Origin of the sequence: Rhodovulum sp. P5 (assembly GCF_002079305.1) — a bacterium.
In the GTDB taxonomy this organism is placed as follows: Bacteria; Pseudomonadota; Alphaproteobacteria; order Rhodobacterales; family Rhodobacteraceae; genus Rhodovulum.
On record NZ_CP015039.1, the window covers coordinates 1518399 to 1533467 of the forward strand.

Here is a 15069-nt window from a genome sequence, read left to right on the forward strand (position 1 = left end):
ACCATGTCCGACGTTTACTTGACCGGGCGATCCGCATAGTGTCGCGGCAGATTTGAGCCCCGAAGTGTTGAAGGAGAAGTCCATGTTGGCCGTTTTCGGCGCCCCCCGCAAGCGGATCGCGCTGGCCCTTGCGGCGCTGGCATTCCTGACGGCCTGCCAGGCTGTCACGATGGGCGGCGGACCCCGGATCAACACCGACAAGCCCGTTCCGGTCGCGCTTCTGGTACCCAGCGGGTCGGGCTCCGGCACGGACGAGGAGGTCGCACGGGGGCTGGAGAACGCCGCACGTATGGCGATTGCCGACCTGCAAGGCGCAAAGATCGACCTTCGGGTGTACAGCACCGGTGCGAATCCCGAACGCGCCGCCGCGGTCGCCCGCGACGCGGTGAGCGATGGCGCAAAGATCATCCTCGGACCCCTGTATGCGCAGTCCGCGAATGCGGTGGGCGTTGCCGTGGCCGGCCGCGGTGTGAACGTGCTGAGCTTTTCCAACAACACCCAGATCGCCGGCCGTAACGTGTTCGTCCTTGGCCCGACATTCGAAAACACCGCCGATCGCCTGGCAGGTTACGCGGCCAGCCAGGGCAAAAGCCGGTTCATGGTGATCCACGACCCCGATATCTCCGGTCAGGTCGGCCGGCAGGCGATCGAGGGCGCCGTGGCCGCACGCGGCGGCCAGGTGGTCACGACCGGCACCTATGAACTGTCGCAAAATGCCGTGGTACAGGCCATTCCCGGTCTCGCCGCAAAGGCGCGCGAAAACGGCGTCGACTCGATCTTTTTCACGGCAAGCCCGACCGGCGCGCTGGGCTATCTGGTGCAGCTTCTGCCCGACAACCGGGTGGACCCCACGCAGGTTCAGTTCATCGGTCTGACCCGGTGGGACATTCCGCCCTCGACGCTGTCGCTGCCGGAACTTCAGGGCGGCTGGTTCGCCCTGCCCGACCCCGGCCGCTCCGCGCGGTTTCAGTCGCGCTATGCCGCGACCTATGGCAATGGACCGCACTCGACCGCCGGGCTTGCCTATGACGGCATCGCCGCCATCGGCGCCCTGATCAGCAACGGCCAGGCCGACGCCCTGACCGTGACCGCACTGACCCAAAGGGCGGGCTTTGAAGGTGTCAATGGCGCCTTCCGCCTGAACCCCGATGGCACCAATGATCGCGCGCTGGCCGTGGCCGAAATTCGAAACAGTCAGGTGAATGTGATTGATCCCGCCCCAAGAAGCTTCGGCGGCGCAGGCTTCTGAGCCGGCGCGCCACCGATCCGCAACCCCGGCGCCGGACAGCCTTATCTGTCCGGCGTCCGACATTTTCGACCAGGCTGCCTTTGACGCGGCCCTCGACCGGCTGACCAAGGACGGCGCGGACGCCTCTACCCTGCGCAAGACCATGGTCGCCCATATGGCAGAGGCGCGCAGGGCGGGCCGCGAGGCCATTGCCGCCGCCTTCCGTGACAAACCGTTCGAGGCCGGCCCGACGGTGCGCGCCTATACATGGCTGACCGACTGCCTTGTCCGCGGCACGCTGAAGATCGCCTCGCAGCATCTGCACCCGCGGCCGAACCCGACCGAGGGTGAGCGGCTCGCCGTCTTTGCCGTGGGTGGCTATGGGCGGGGCGAGATGGCCCCCCATTCCGACGTCGATCTGCTGTTTCTGACCCCCTACAAGATCACCCCCTGGGCCGAGAGCGTGATCGAGTCGATGCTCTACATGCTGTGGGATCTGAAGCTGAAGGTGGGGCATTCCTCTCGCACGGTGAAGGATTGCGTTAGGCTCGGGCGGGAGGACGTGACGATCCGCACCGCGCTTCTGGAACATCGCTTTGTCGACGGGGAAGAACCGCTGGCCAAGGCGCTGGACGAGGCGCTTTGGAACAATCTCTTCGAAGGCACGGCGGCAGAATTCATCGAGGCAAAGCTTTCCGAACGGTCGGACCGCCACCGCAAGCAGGGCGGCCAGCGCTACGTGCTGGAACCCAACGTGAAAGAGGGCAAGGGCGGCCTGCGCGACCTGCAATCGCTCTACTGGATCGCGAAATACCTCTATCGGGTAGACCGGGCCTCGCAGCTGGTGCCGCTGGGCATGTTCACCGAGGACGAGTTCAAGGGTTTTCTCGACGCCGAACGCTTTCTCTGGGCGGTGCGCTGCCACATGCACCTGATCGCCGACCGGGAAGCCGACCAGTTGACCTTCGACATGCAGATCGAGGTTGCCGCGGCAATGGGCTACACCGATCATGGCGGTCGCCGGGCGGTGGAACATTTCATGCAGGACTATTTCCGCCATGCCACGACCGTGGGCGACCTGACGCGCATCTTCCTGACCAAGCTGGAAGCCGCCCATGTCAAGAAAGAGCCGACGCTTCTGGGCTTGCTGAAGCGGAAGAAGAAAAAGGTCCCCGAGGGCTACGACATCGTGCAGAACCGCATGACCGTCGCCGACCCCGAGGCATTCCTTGCCGACAAGCTGAACCTGCTACGCATTTTCGAAGAGGCGCTTCGGACAGGAACGCTGTTGCATCCGGACGCGATGCGCCTGATCGCCGGCAACCTCCACCTGATCGACGAAGGCATGCGCACCGACCCAGAGGCGCAGCGCATCTTCCTTGACTTGCTTCTGAAACACGGCAACCCCGAACGGGCCCTGCGCCGGATGAACGAGCTTGGCGTTCTGTCGGCCTTCATCCCCGAGTTCGAGCCGATCGTGGCGATGATGCAGTTCAACGTCTATCACAGCTTCACGGTGGACGAGCATACGATCCAGTGCATCTCCACCCTCGCCCAGATCGAGCGGAAGGAACTGGTCGAGGAACTGCCCATCGCCAGCCGCATCCTGAAGGAAGGCGTCAACCGCAAGGTCCTGTATGTGGCGCTGCTTCTGCATGACATCGGCAAGGGCCGGCCCGAGGATCATTCGGTGCTGGGTGCCCAGATCGCCCGCAAGGTGGCGCCCCGGCTGGGGTTGAAGCCCGAGGAATGCGAAACGGTCGAATGGCTGGTGCGCTATCACCTGCTGATGTCGGACATGGCGCAAAAGCGCGACCTGTCCGACCCGCGCACGGTGCGCGACTTCGCCAAGGCCGTTAAGAACAAGAAACGGCTGGACCTGCTGACCGTCGTCACCGTGTGCGACATCATCGGCGTGGGGCCCGGGACATGGAACAACTGGAAAGCGCAGTTGATCCGCAGCCTTTATCGCGAAACCGCCGACGCGCTGGAAACCGGTCTGGAAGACCTCAACCGCGGCAAGATGGAGGCCGAGGCCAAGCGTGCCCTGCGCGCCGCGCTGGCCGATTGGGACAAGAAAGACCTGCGCACCGAAACCGCGCGCCACTATGGGCCCTATTGGCAGGGTCTGCCGACCGATACGCAGGTGGTCTTTGCCAACATGCTGCGCGGGATCGCGGATGACGAGATCCGGATCGACCTGGCCGCCGATACCGGCCGCGACGCGACGCGGGTCTGTTTCGCCCTGGCCGACCATCCGGGTATCTTCTCCCGGCTCGCGGGTGCGCTCGCCCTTGCCGGGGCGAATGTCGTGGACGCGCGCGCCCACACCACCAAGGACGGCTTTGCAACCTCGGTCTTCTGGATCCAGGATTCCGAAGGCAGCCCCTATGCCGAAAACCGCCTGGCACGGCTCAGCAACGTGATCGAGAAGACCCTGTTCGGAGAGGTCCGCCCGCGCGAGAAACTGGCGGATCGCGACAAGCTGAAGAAACGCGAACGCGGCTTCCGGTTCCCGACCTCGATTTCCTTCGACAACGAGGGGTCGGAGATCTTCACGATCATCGAGGTCGACACGCGCGACCGCCCCGGCCTTTTGTATGACCTCACCCGGGTGCTGGCCAACAACAACGTCTACATCGCCTCCGCGGTGATCGCGACCTACGGCGCGCAGGTGGTCGACAGCTTCTACGTCAAGGACAGTTTCGGGCTGAAGCTCTATTCCCGCTCTCGCCAGGAATCGCTTGAACGCAAGCTGCGTCAGGCCATCGAGAAAGGCTCGGAAAGGGCGCGCGCGTGACACGCCCCATTCGCCTGCTATCGGGCTTTGTCACCGTTGGCGGCTGGACCATGGCCAGCCGCATCCTCGGTTTCGTACGCGACATCCTGATCGCGGCCTTTCTGGGTGCCGGGCCGGTGGCAGAGGCGTTCCTGATCGCCTTTTCGCTGCCCAACATGTTCCGCCGCTTCTTTGCCGAGGGCGCGTTCAACATGGCCTTCATCCCGATGTTCTCCAAAAAGTTGGAGGGCGAGGAAGACGCGCTGGGATTCGCGCGGGATGCGTTTTCGGGGCTGGCAAGTGTTCTGATCCTGTTCACGCTGGCCGCGCAGATCGCCATGCCGCTTCTGGTGCTGGCGATGGCGGGCGGGTTCGTGGCCGATGAGCGGTTCGATCTGGCGGTGGTCTATGGCCGCATCGCCTTTCCCTATGTACTGTTCATCTCGCTGGCGGCGCTGTTGTCGGGTCTTCTGAACGCCACGGGCCGGTTCATGGCCGCCGCTGCCGCGCCGGTTCTGCTGAACGTGCTCTTCATCGTCGCGATGACGGTCGCCCATTGGGCGGGGTGGCCCATCGGCGATACGCTGGTCTGGACCGTGCCGGTCGCGGGGGTGGCCCAGTTCGCGCTGGTCTGGCACGCCGCGGCACGGGCGGGGTTTCCGCTGACGCTCCGCCGCCCGCGCCTGACGCCGGAGTTGAAGCGCCTTGCGATCATCGCCGCCCCCGCGGCCCTGGCCGGGGGCGTGGTGCAGGTGAACCTGATGATCGGGCGGCAGGTGGCCAGTTTCTTCGAAGGCGCGGTGGCGTGGCTGTCCTATGCCGACCGTTTGTACCAATTGCCGCTGGGCGTGGTGGGCATTGCCATCGGCGTGGTGCTGCTGCCCGATCTGTCGCGTCGGCTGCGGGCCGGGGACACGGCAGGCGGGCGCCACGCGGTCAACCGCGCGGGCGAAATGGCACTGGCGTTGACGGTGCCTGCGGCCGTGGCGCTGGCGGTGATCCCGGGGCCCATCGTGTCGGTCCTGTTCCAACGCGGGGCCTTCGATGCCACGGATGCCGCGGCGACTGCGCTGGCGGTCGCGGTCTATGGCGCCGGACTGCCGGCCTTCGTGATCCAGAAGGTGTTGCAACCGCTCTATTTCGCCCGCGAAGATACGCGCCGGCCGTTCTACTACGCGCTCTGGGCGTTGGCCGTGAATGCCATCGTCGCCATCGGTCTTGCGCCCCTGATCGGCTATATCGCGGCGGCCTTCGGCACGACGCTTGCGGGTTGGGCGATGGTTGTCCTGCTGTGGCGTGGCTCTCGCGCGATGGGCGATGCCGCATCCCTGGACGACCGATTTGTCCAGCGCGCGGGGCGTATCGTTCTGGCCTCGGTCCTGATGGGTGGGGTTCTGTGGGCGGCGGCGGGCGTGCTGGCCCCGTGGCTGCAGGCGGGCACCGTCCGCTATGGCGCGCTGGCCGTGCTGATCCTGATTGGAATGACGGCCTATTTCGGCCTTGGCCATCTGGTCGGCGCGTTCCGCCTGTCGGAGTTCCGAGCCGCCCTGCGCCGTCAGCGGTGACGCATCCGCGCCAAGACGCGGGACCACCCACCGGGGCTGACGAAGAAGGACAGGGTAAAGCCGGTCAGGAACCCCGCCAGATCGGCGACCCAGTCCTTGCTGCCACCAAAGAGCAGGCCAAAGACCAACTGGATACCCAGCAGGAGCCCGATCAGCGTGAAGGCGCGGTATTGATGTGCACCGGTCCCCGCCAGCCGGACCCACATCACGAAGGTGAACGCCCCGATCAAGCCGTAGACCCCGGGATAGCCGCCGATCAACGGCATCGGATCGTTCAACAAGAGACCATAGGCCAACGCCCCGACGAAAGCGGCCCCGAAAAACACCGCCAGCACCGCCCAGGCCCGAAAGATCTCTCCCACCATCTTGCCCAGCGCAAGGATGAAAACCGTCACGAACAGCGCATGCGTGGCCCCGGCATGGATGAACGGATAGGTCACGAAGCGCATCAGCTGTTGCGGCGGGTATCGTCCGTTGGCCAGCATCCAGTCGAAGACCTGCCCGCTGAAGGCGAAGTCCTGAAACGCGGCCAGCCGCCAGCCCACGGCCCCGGGACCGCCGATCAGCCCCTGCTCACCAAGGCTGATCAGCGCCTCTACCCCCATGACGGGAATGGCCAGAATCCAAACCACCGTGGGCAGCGGATTGATCGGCGGGGCGTTGGGGTCGGGCATCATGGCGCACGGGGCCTCCGGTTGACGGTGTGACGCCGCATGGGTAAGCGAGCGAAGCATATAATTCCAGACGGAGATCGCATCATGGCCGAGGTGGTCCACACACCGCGCGTCTTTTCCGGCATCCAGCCCTCGGGCGGGCTGACGCTGGGCAATTATCTGGGCGCGCTCAAGCGCTTCAGCGAAACCCAGGACAAGGGCGGGATCGAGACGGTCTATTGCATCGTCGACATGCACGCGATCACTGTCTGGCAGGACCCCGAAAAGCTGACCCATGCCACGCGGGAGTTGACCGCCGGCTTCATCGCCAGCGGCATCGATCCGACCAGGTCGATTCTGTTCAACCAGTCCCAGGTGGCGGCCCATGCGCAGCTTGCGTGGATCTTCAACTGCGTCGCCCGTCTGGGCTGGATGCAGCGGATGACCCAGTTCAAGGACAAGGCCGGGAAGAATTCCGAGAACGTCTCTCTGGGCCTGTTCGCCTACCCGGCCCTGATGGCCGCCGATATCCTCGTGTATCATGCGACCCATGTGCCGGTCGGCGAAGACCAGAAACAGCATGTCGAACTGGCCCGCGACATCGCGACCAAGTTCAACAACGATTTCGGGGCGGAGTTCTTCCCGATCCCCGAGCCGGTGATCGAGGGCGCGGCGACCCGCGTGATGTCCCTGCGCGACGGGTCCAAGAAGATGTCGAAATCCGATCCCTCGGATATGAGCCGGATCAACATGACCGATGATGCCGACACCATCGCCAAGAAGATCCGCAAAGCCAAGACCGACCCCGAACCCCTGCCCGACACCGTCGAGGGGCTGGAGGGCCGGCCCGAGGCGCGCAACCTCGTCAACATCTACGCCGCACTGGCCGAGACCACGCCGGAACAGGTGATCGCCGAACATGGCGGCCAGCAATTCGGCACGTTCAAGCCCTCGCTCGCCGATCTGGCGGTGGCGCGGCTGGAACCGATCTCGACCGAGATGAGCCGCCTGATGCAGGACCCCGCGGAAATCGACCGCATCCTTGCCCACGGCGCGGAGCAGGCCAACGCAATCGCCGCGCCGATCCTCAAGCGCACCTATGAAATCGTCGGCATGGTCGGCGCATAACCCGAAGGACCCCGGCCATGACCGACACCCTGCCCCCCTGCCCCGAATGCGGCTCTACCTATACCTACCAGATGGACGCACTGCTGACCTGCCCGGAATGCGGGCATGAATGGTCGGCGGACGCCGAACCCGATGCGGGCCCCGAGATCCGCGACAGCGTCGGCAATGTCCTGAAGGACGGCGACACCGTGACGGTAATCAAGGGGCTGAAGGTCAAGGGATCGTCCTCGATGCTCAAGATCGGCACCAAGGTCCGCAACATCCGTCTGGTCGGGGGCGACCACGATATCGACTGCACCATCCCCGGCTTCGGCCAGATGGGCCTGAAATCGGAATTCGTGAAGAAGGTTTCAGACTAGGTTACGCAACCGGGGCATACATGGCGCGGGGCCGAAAAACCATCGCTTTGACGACCTCCCCAACTGGCAGGGATCAGGCCGGCCCGCGTAACTTCTGTCGCCGGGCCGTCGGACATGCGCAGTCACCTTGGCTGGCATACCGGTATTCTACCCTAAGGAAGGCTCCAAGCAACTAAAGCTCTACCAACGGGGCTCTGCGAAAACGTGTGCCCTCAATGAAAAAATGCCGCCGATGCTTCGGTAGCATAGGCCAGCCTTAATCGGCGCAGACATAAAGTGGCGACTGAGGGTGGCCCGAACCAACGACGCCCCCTCAGTCTGGACATGGATAAGGAGTTTCACATGTCGCCACACGATGGCATCATACAAACCAGAGGTGTCCTGGAGGTTACTGACACACCCCCTGAACGCAAAAGGGCAACAACAGACTCCCATCAGATCACGTTTTCCAGCGAAGCTGGTCGACGGGAGGTCAGAATCCCGACGAAGGCTGGTTTTCTGTTGGGCATGATCGTCGCCCTTTTCGCAGTCATCATAGTAATCTTGATCGTCAACTAGACGTTTCGCACCGAACATTGCGCGCTTGCAGGGAGTGTTTGTGCCTTGCAGGCGTCCAGTTCAAACTACCGGTGAAACCACAAGATCCGAAGTAGCGTGCGCTTGAGCACTCCATTTGAACGTAGCAACCGAGTTTGGACTGGTGATTTCGGCTTTCACCCCCGCATGAACACCACCGTCTTGTGCCCGTTCAAAAGCACCCGCCGTTGCAGGTGCAGCCGGACGGCCCGGGCCAGAACGCGGCTTTCGATGTCGCGGCCGACGGCCACGTAGTCCTCGGCCGACAGGGCGTGGTTCACCCGCTCGGTCTCTTGCTCGATGATCGGGCCTTCGTCCAGATCGGCGGTCACGTAATGCGCCGTTGCCCCGATCAGCTTCACGCCGCGCTCATGCGCCTGGTGATAGGGCTTCGCGCCCTTGAAGGACGGCAGGAAGGAATGGTGGATGTTGATCACGCGGCCCGCCAGCGCGCGGCTGAGATTGTCCGACAGCACCTGCATGTAGCGCGCCAGCACCACCAGTTCCGCCCCGGTCTCGGCCACGAGGTCCAGAAGCTTCTGCTCCTGCTCGGCCTTGTTGTCCTTGTTGACCGGCCAGACATGGTAGGGGATGCCCGCAGCCTCGGCCGTGGCGCGGCTTTCTTCGTGGTTGGAGACGATGGCGACGACCTCGGCCTCCATCCAGCCGACGCGGATCTGGTAGAGCAGGTGCAACAGCGCGTGGTCGAATTTCGACACCATCAGAACGATCTTCGGCTTTCGCTCGGCATCGACCACGTCCGATGCCATCCCATAGGCGGCGGTCACCGGTTTCAGGCGGGCGGCCACGGCCTCGGGCTCGTGCGGTTCCTCGGTCTCGAAGGCGATGCGCATGAAGAACCGGTTGTGTTCGGGGTCGCGGAACTGCGCACTGTCCTGGATGTTGCCGCCAAGGGCGGTAATCGCGTTCGACACGGTGGCGACGATCCCGCGCTGGTCGTCGCAGGTCAGCGTCATGATGAAATGGCTGGAGGGCATGGGAAATCCTTTGGCGTTCGGACAGCGGCTGTTGCGTGTTAGAAAGCCTGCACCGCGGGGGCAAGCGCCATTCCACTGCCGCCGCTTTGGAGGACGGGCGCGACATCGGCGCCGCTCTTGCAGACGGGGCGGTGCGGGGCTAAACGCGGGACCGAGATTTTCCGAGCAACGAAAGGGGCACCGCCCATGTCCATCGACATCGACACCGCGCGGCGCGTGGCGCATCTGGCCCGGATCGCCGTGAAGGAAGACGACCTGCCCGCACTGGCGAATGAGCTTTCGGGCATCCTGACCTTCATGGAGCAGTTGAACGAGGTCGATGTCGAGGGGGTGGAACCGATGACCTCGGTCACGCCGATGCGGCTGAAGCGGCGGCAGGACGAAGTGACCGATGGCGGCATGCAGGACAAGATCCTGTCGAACGCGCCCGACGCGCGCGAGGGGTTCTTTGCGGTTCCCAAGGTGGTGGAGTAAGACCGATGAGCGATCTGACGAAACTGACCCTTGCCGGGGCCCGCGACGCGCTGCGCAAGGGGGAAACCACCTCGGTTGCGCTGACGGAAGCCTGCCTTGCCGCGATCGACGGGGCCGATGCGCTGAACGCCTTCGTTCACAAGACCCCCGAAATCGCGTTGGAGCAGGCAAAAGCCGCCGACGCCCGGATTGCCGCCGGCGACGCCCCGGCGATGTGCGGTCTGCCCTTGGGGATCAAGGACCTGTTCTGCACCAGGGGCGTGCCGTCCCAGGCGGCGTCCAACATCCTTGAGAACTTCCGCCCCGAATACGAATCCACCGTCACGCAGAACCTGTGGGATGCGGGCGCTGTGATGCTGGGCAAGCTCAACATGGATGAGTTCGCGATGGGATCGTCGAACGAGACCAGCGCCTATGGCGACGTCATCAACCCGTGGCGGCGCGGCAATGACGACACCGCCCTGACGCCGGGGGGCAGTTCTGGCGGCTCCTCCTCCGCCGTGGCGGCCGATCTGTGCCTTGCGGCGACGGGCACCGATACCGGCGGGTCGATCCGGCAGCCCGCGGCCTTTACCGGCATTGTCGGGTTGAAGCCCACCTATGGGCGCTGCTCGCGCTGGGGAATCGTGGCGTTCGCCTCCTCGCTCGACCAGGCGGGGCCGATGACCAAGACGGTTGAGGACTGCGCCATCATGCTGGGCGCGATGGCCGGTCACGACCTGAAGGATTCGACCAGCGCGGATATCCCCGTACCGGATTTCGAGGCGATGCTGACCGGCGACATCAAGGGCAAGAAAATCGGTATCCCCAAGGAATACCGCATGGACGGCATGCCCGATGAGATCGAGGCGCTGTGGCACACGGGCGCCGAGATGCTGAAAGACGCGGGCGCCGAGATCGTCGATATCTCGCTGCCCCACACGAAATACGCCCTGCCCGCCTATTACGTCATCGCGCCGGCCGAGGCGTCCTCGAACCTCGCCCGCTATGACGGGGTGCGCTATGGCCACCGGGCGAAGCTGGCCCAGGGCGACGGCATCGTGCAGATGTACGAAAAGACCCGGGCCGAGGGCTTCGGCCACGAGGTGCAGCGCCGGGTGATCATCGGGACATACGTCCTGTCGGCGGGCTTCTACGACGCCTATTACAACCGCGCCCGCAAGGTCCGCGCCCTGATCAAGCGCGACTTCGAGACGGTCTTCGCCGATGGCATCGATGCGATCCTGACGCCCACCACGCCGTCCGCCGCGTTCGGGCTGGGCGAGATGGCAGAGGCCGACCCGGTCAGCATGTACCTCAACGACGTGTTCACGGTGACCGTGAACCTTGCGGGGCTTCCCGGCATCTCGGTGCCGGCGGGGATCGACCGTCAAGGCCTGCCGCTGGGCCTGCAACTGATCGGCCGCCCGTGGGAGGAAGGGGACCTGCTGAACACCGCACAGGTTCTTGAGCGCGCGGCGGGCTTTGTTTCCAAACCCGCGCAATGGTGGTAAGTATCCTGCCCAACGCAAGGCAAGAGCAGGATAAACCCATGCGTTCCGGATTGACGCTTCTGGCGGTCTTTGCGCTGGCCGCCTGCAATACGCAACTGTCCGATTCCGCGGCCGGGGTCGGATATGACAGCTACGGTGCCTATGCCGTCCAGCGCGAACAGGCCCTGAGCGGAGAGGGGGCCGATCCCGTGACGGTGGCCCCGCTGGATGTGACCGGAACCGCAGCGGTCATCGAAAACCCACTCGACGCGACCACGCCGGTTGATCCCTCCGATGTGGCCATCACGACGAACAACCCCGGCCTGTCGGACGAGCAGAACTTCGCCGCGGTCAGCTCCCGTGTCACGATTCAGGACGACCGCGCCCGCCTTCAGGCGCAGCGTGAAAACTACGTCGTCGTGGAACCGAAGCCCCTGCCCGCCCGCAGTGGCGCGACCGGGCCGAATATCGTGGAATATGCGCTGGCCACCACCAACCGGGTGGGTGAGTCGCGCTATCGCCGCCTCAACCCCTTCGGCGCATCGCAGGTGGAGCGGAAATGCGGCCGCTACGCCTCTGCCGACAAGGCACAGGAAGCATTCCTGAAAGCCGGCGGGCCAGAGCGCGACCGTCTGGGCCTTGACCCCGACGGGGACGGCTTTGCCTGTTTCTGGGACCCCGCTCCGTTCCGAAGCGTCTTGCGATAGCACCGATGGCAACATGGCGGCCCTCTCCGAATTTCGGGCCGCGGCGCGGCGGTGTGCGCCCCGACATGGTCGTCCTGCACTACACGGCGATGGTCGATGCCGAGGCCGCCCTTGCCCGCCTGTGCGACCCGACGGCCGAGGTTTCGGCCCACTACCTGATCGCGCGGGACGGGCAAGTCTTTCAGTTGGTGGAGGAAGCGGACCGCGCCTGGCATGCGGGCATCGGGGTCTGGGGCGCGGTACGGGATATCAATTCCCACGCCATCGGCATCGAACTCGACAATGACGGGCAGCAGCCATTTTCCGCCCCGCTGATGGGGGCGCTGGACACCCTGCTTGCCGGGATCATGGCGCGCTGGTCGATCCCGCCCGAGCGGGTGATCGGGCATTCGGACATGGCACCCGACCGCAAGGCCGATCCGGGCCCCCGCTTCGACTGGCGGCGGCTGGCGTGGCAGGGTCTGGCCGTCTGGCCCGACGCGGCGCCAGACGCAGCCGCCGACCCCGTTGCATTCCGCGAGGCCACGACGCAGATCGGCTATGGCCCCGACTGGGACACGGGGCTTGTCCTGTCGGCGTTCCGGCAACGCTTTCGCCCTTGGGCGGATGGGCCGCTCGACACCACCGACATGGGGCAGGCGCGCGACCTGGCCCGACGCTTCCCGGTTGACCGCGGGGCGCGCGTCTCCTAAGTCGCCAAGGCGCGGATGGCCGGATGGCCGCGGTCCCGTCAGGGGTCGAGGAAAGTCCGGACTCCACGGAGCGACGGTGCCGGGTAACGCCCGGCGGGGGAAACCCCAGGGACAGCGCCACAGAGAACAGACCGCCCCCGCCTGCGGGGGTAAGGGTGAAACGGTGGGGTAAGGGCCCACCGCGGGACTGGCAACAGGACCGGCACGGCAAGCCCCACCGGGAGCAATGCCGAATAGGGACCCCGCGCACCGCGCGTGCAGGGCAGCTTCGGCCCAGGGGTCCGGGTTGGCAGCTAGAGCGTATCGGCAACGATGCGCGCAGAGGAATGGTCATCCAGCCCCGGATCACGGTTCGGGGTGGACAGAATCCGGCTTACAGGCCGTCCGCGCATTCATATCCGCCCATCGAATCGTCGTCACGCTGCCCCCGGGCGGGTACGCTTTGCCCCGGAGATGGGAGTCCGGTCCACGGACGCAGGGAGAATTGTCATGAGCTTTGTAAGAACCCTCGCCACGCTAGCGGCGGGCTATGCCGCAGCCAAGGGTATCGACCAATATCGAAAGATGGGCGGCATGGCCGGTCTTCAGGACGCGATGAAGAACAACGAACAGTTGTCGCAGATGTCCGGCCAGTTCGGCACGATGCTGGAGCGGATGGGCGTGCCCGGCGGCGCCGCGGCCTTTGACAACATGGTCGCGCAGTTCAACGAGACGACAGCACGGGCAAGCGACTCTGCCTCTGCGGGGCTTGCCGGGCTGATGAAGACCTTCGGCAGCGCGACCGCGGCGGGCTCCACCCAGGCGGCGCAGATGATGGACGCGATGACCGGCACGACCGCCGCCACCGCGACACTGGAGGAAAACGCCAAGCTGATGATCCGCGCGATGCTTCAGGCCGCCAAGGCCGATGGCGAGATCGACGCCGAGGAACAAGCCAAGATCATGGAACATCTGGGCGAGATTTCTGCCGAGGAGCGCGCCTTTGTCGAGGCCGAAATGAACGCGCCCGTCGACCCGATGGCATTGGCCAACGACACGTCAGAGGCGATGCGGGCGCAGGTTTATGCCACCGCCGCCATGGCGATCCGCGTGGACACCCCGTCAGAGACGGCCTATCTGCAAAACCTTGCCTCTGCCCTTGGCCTTGACCCCGCGACAGTCGCGCGCATTCACGGCCAGATGGGTCTGCCCGCCTGATCCGGGCGCGTGCGGGCGGGGGCAAAGGCTCGCCGCCCGCGCGACATCGTCAACCCTTGGCCGCTTGGCCCCGCCCGTTAAGCTGATGCTTGGATGCCCAAGGGCATTCCGCAATGCCGGTTGGAAAAGGGACAGCGAACAGCATGAGCTTTGTCAGGACATTGGCCACCCTCGCCGTAAGTTACGCTGCGGCCAAGGGCGTAGAGAAATTCAGCCAGCGCGGCGGCGGTGCGGGCCTCGCCAATTCGATGAAGTCGGCCGCCTCCGGGGCCGCGATCGCATCGCAGGTGGGCGCACTGTTGACCCGGATGCAGGTACCCGGCGGTGCCGATGCCTTCAAGGAAAACGTGGCCATGCTGGGGGGCCGGGCGCGCGGCGCCGGTGGCGACGCGCTTCTGGGTCTTGGCGGGCTAATGGCTGCCCTTGGCGGTGCGGCATGGGCCGGGTCGGGCACGGCCCGCGACATGATGAGCGCGCTCAGCAGCAGCGAACCGCCCTCGGGCATGATGGAAGACAACGCCAAGCACCTGATCCGCGCGATGATCCAGGCCGCGCGCTGCGATGGAGAGATCGACGCCGGCGAACGCGCCCGGATCATGGAGGTCCTCGGCGACATGAGTGCGGAAGAACAGGCCTTTGTCGAGGCGGAACTGGCCCGCCCGGTCGATCCCGCCGCGTTGGCCGCCGATACCGGCACGCATCAGCGCACGCAGGTCTATGCCGTCTCGGCCGTGACGACGCGCGTGGATACGCCTGTCGAGATCGCCTATCTTGACCGGCTGGCCGCCGAACTGAAACTGGGCGCCGCCGCCCGCCAGCGGATTCACAAGGCCATGCGCCTGCCGCAAATCCTGGAGTAGCGGCGCGAGAACCCGCTTGACTCGCGGGCCCAGATCGCTAGAAGTCTCGGCTCATGGATTTTTCGGGTGGCCCGCCGCCGCCCGCGCGACGGAGATGTAACATGGCGAAGCCGACAACAATCAAGATCCGCCTGAACTCGACCGCGGACACCGGGCATTTCTACGTAACCAAGAAAAACGCCCGTACGATGACCGAGAAGATGGTGGTCAAGAAATACGATCCCGTGGTCCGCAAGCATGTGGAATACAAGGAAGGCAAGATCAAGTAAGCCTTCCCGATCGGGTTTCCTGATCAGGCCGCTCCTTCGGGGCGGCCTTTTTGCATTCTCTCGGCATCGGGTGCATCAAGGCGCAATCGCCCCCGGTCGCTTGACAAGGCGC

General features: G+C 65.0%; 14 protein-coding genes and 1 other RNA gene. 13 read left to right on the top strand and 2 right to left on the bottom strand.

What is annotated here, in order from left to right; all coding sequences use genetic code 11:
- Positions 1-82 precede the first annotated feature (82 nt).
- Genes RGUI_RS07425 through murJ form a run of 3 tightly spaced genes read left to right on the top strand, consistent with a single transcriptional unit; the run spans position 83 to position 5572 of the window.
- The gene (locus tag RGUI_RS07425; RefSeq protein WP_081532469.1) at positions 83-1249 is read left to right on the top strand and encodes a penicillin-binding protein activator; all 1167 of its coding nucleotides are present in this window, start codon (positions 83-85) and stop codon (positions 1247-1249) included.
- Entirely contained in the window at positions 1209-4028 is a 2820-nt protein-coding gene (locus RGUI_RS07430; protein WP_081532470.1) for a [protein-PII] uridylyltransferase, read from the top strand. Before RGUI_RS07425 ends, RGUI_RS07430 begins: the two co-directional genes overlap by 41 nt.
- 50 nt (positions 4029-4078) lie before the next feature.
- Positions 4079-5572 (top strand): murein biosynthesis integral membrane protein MurJ, encoded by a 1494-nt coding sequence (murJ, locus tag RGUI_RS07435; RefSeq protein WP_081536006.1) that lies wholly within the window; start codon positions 4079-4081, stop codon positions 5570-5572.
- Here the strand turns inward: murJ and RGUI_RS07440 are convergent.
- Positions 5563-6249 (bottom strand): rhomboid family intramembrane serine protease, encoded by a 687-nt coding sequence (locus RGUI_RS07440; RefSeq protein ID WP_081536007.1) that lies wholly within the window; start codon positions 6247-6249, stop codon positions 5563-5565. The genes murJ and RGUI_RS07440 overlap by 10 nt on opposite strands.
- Positions 6250-6330: 81 nt before the next feature.
- On the opposite strand from RGUI_RS07440, the gene trpS reads away from it, so the two are divergent.
- Positions 6331-7353, top strand: a complete 1023-nt coding sequence (gene trpS, locus RGUI_RS07445) for a tryptophan--tRNA ligase (RefSeq protein WP_081532471.1) — start codon at positions 6331-6333, stop codon at positions 7351-7353.
- A gap of 17 nt (positions 7354-7370) precedes the next feature.
- A complete protein-coding gene (locus RGUI_RS07450; RefSeq protein WP_081532472.1) occupies positions 7371-7712 on the top strand; it encodes a zinc ribbon domain-containing protein YjdM in 342 nt (113 codons plus the stop codon).
- Positions 7713-8425: 713 nt separating this feature from the next.
- On the opposite strand, the gene purU is transcribed toward RGUI_RS07450, so the two are convergent.
- Entirely contained in the window at positions 8426-9286 is an 861-nt protein-coding gene (purU, locus tag RGUI_RS07460) for a formyltetrahydrofolate deformylase (RefSeq protein WP_081532474.1), read from the bottom strand.
- A gap of 186 nt (positions 9287-9472) precedes the next feature.
- On the opposite strand from purU, the gene gatC reads away from it, so the two are divergent.
- The 8 genes from gatC to rpmG all read left to right on the top strand — a co-directional run bounded on the left by gatC (position 9473) and on the right by rpmG (position 14957).
- A complete protein-coding gene (gene gatC, locus RGUI_RS07465; protein ID WP_081532475.1) occupies positions 9473-9760 on the top strand; it encodes an Asp-tRNA(Asn)/Glu-tRNA(Gln) amidotransferase subunit GatC in 288 nt (95 codons plus the stop codon).
- Positions 9761-9765: 5 nt separating this feature from the next.
- Entirely contained in the window at positions 9766-11253 is a 1488-nt protein-coding gene (gene gatA / locus RGUI_RS07470; RefSeq protein ID WP_081532476.1) for an Asp-tRNA(Asn)/Glu-tRNA(Gln) amidotransferase subunit GatA, read from the top strand.
- Positions 11254-11291: 38 nt separating this feature from the next.
- The gene (locus tag RGUI_RS07475; RefSeq protein WP_081532477.1) at positions 11292-11939 is read left to right on the top strand and encodes a hypothetical protein; all 648 of its coding nucleotides are present in this window, start codon (positions 11292-11294) and stop codon (positions 11937-11939) included.
- 5 nt (positions 11940-11944) lie between these two features.
- Positions 11945-12631 carry an N-acetylmuramoyl-L-alanine amidase gene (locus tag RGUI_RS07480; protein WP_253798994.1) on the top strand — a complete coding sequence of 229 codons (687 nt, stop codon included), beginning with the start codon at positions 11945-11947 and terminating at the stop codon, positions 12629-12631.
- Positions 12632-12642: 11 nt separating this feature from the next.
- Positions 12643-13023, top strand: an RNA gene (rnpB, locus tag RGUI_RS07485) — RNase P RNA component class A.
- A 97-nt stretch (positions 13024-13120) separates the two neighbouring features.
- Positions 13121-13828: a tellurite resistance TerB family protein gene (locus RGUI_RS07490; RefSeq protein WP_081532478.1), complete on the top strand. Its 708-nt coding sequence runs from the start codon at positions 13121-13123 to the stop codon at positions 13826-13828.
- Positions 13829-13971: 143 nt separating this feature from the next.
- Positions 13972-14688, top strand: coding sequence for a tellurite resistance TerB family protein (locus tag RGUI_RS07495; RefSeq protein WP_172841103.1), 717 nt, complete (start codon positions 13972-13974; stop codon positions 14686-14688).
- A gap of 101 nt (positions 14689-14789) precedes the next feature.
- A complete protein-coding gene (gene rpmG, locus RGUI_RS07500) occupies positions 14790-14957 on the top strand; it encodes a 50S ribosomal protein L33 (RefSeq protein WP_008034579.1) in 168 nt (55 codons plus the stop codon).
- Positions 14958-15069: the final 112 nt, after the last annotated feature.